The 251-nt window shown below is 32.3% G+C and carries 1 pseudogene; it reads left to right on the top strand.

Going from position 1 to position 251, the window contains the following annotated elements:
* Window positions 1–251 (top strand): annotated as a pseudogene (locus SB752_RS32980) (hypothetical protein); the annotation flags it as partial.

The following is a 251-nucleotide window of genomic DNA, read 5'->3' as shown; positions in this document are numbered from 1 at the left end:
GGTCAGCATCATGGACAATGGCTTTTGAATGCAGTAGGTGAACTGACCAAGATAAAACTGTCTATACCAAAGATTTTTGAAAGAATTTGTCATAATAGAACTTGGATTGTTATTGGTTACAGTGGAGAAGATGAGATTTTAGATGAAATTGCTAATGTAGGAAGTTTTGAAAATGAACTTTATTGGATTGGGTATAATGATAATGCTGTTTCAAATAAGGTACAAGAAAAGTTATTTACTAATCCTCGAAC

The organism is Brevibacillus sp. SIMBA_040, assembly GCF_046535075.1.
Classification (GTDB): domain Bacteria; phylum Bacillota; class Bacilli; order Brevibacillales; family Brevibacillaceae; genus Brevibacillus.
The sequence above is the reverse complement of the archived record's forward strand: the minus strand, read 5'-3'. Positions and strand labels throughout refer to the sequence as shown.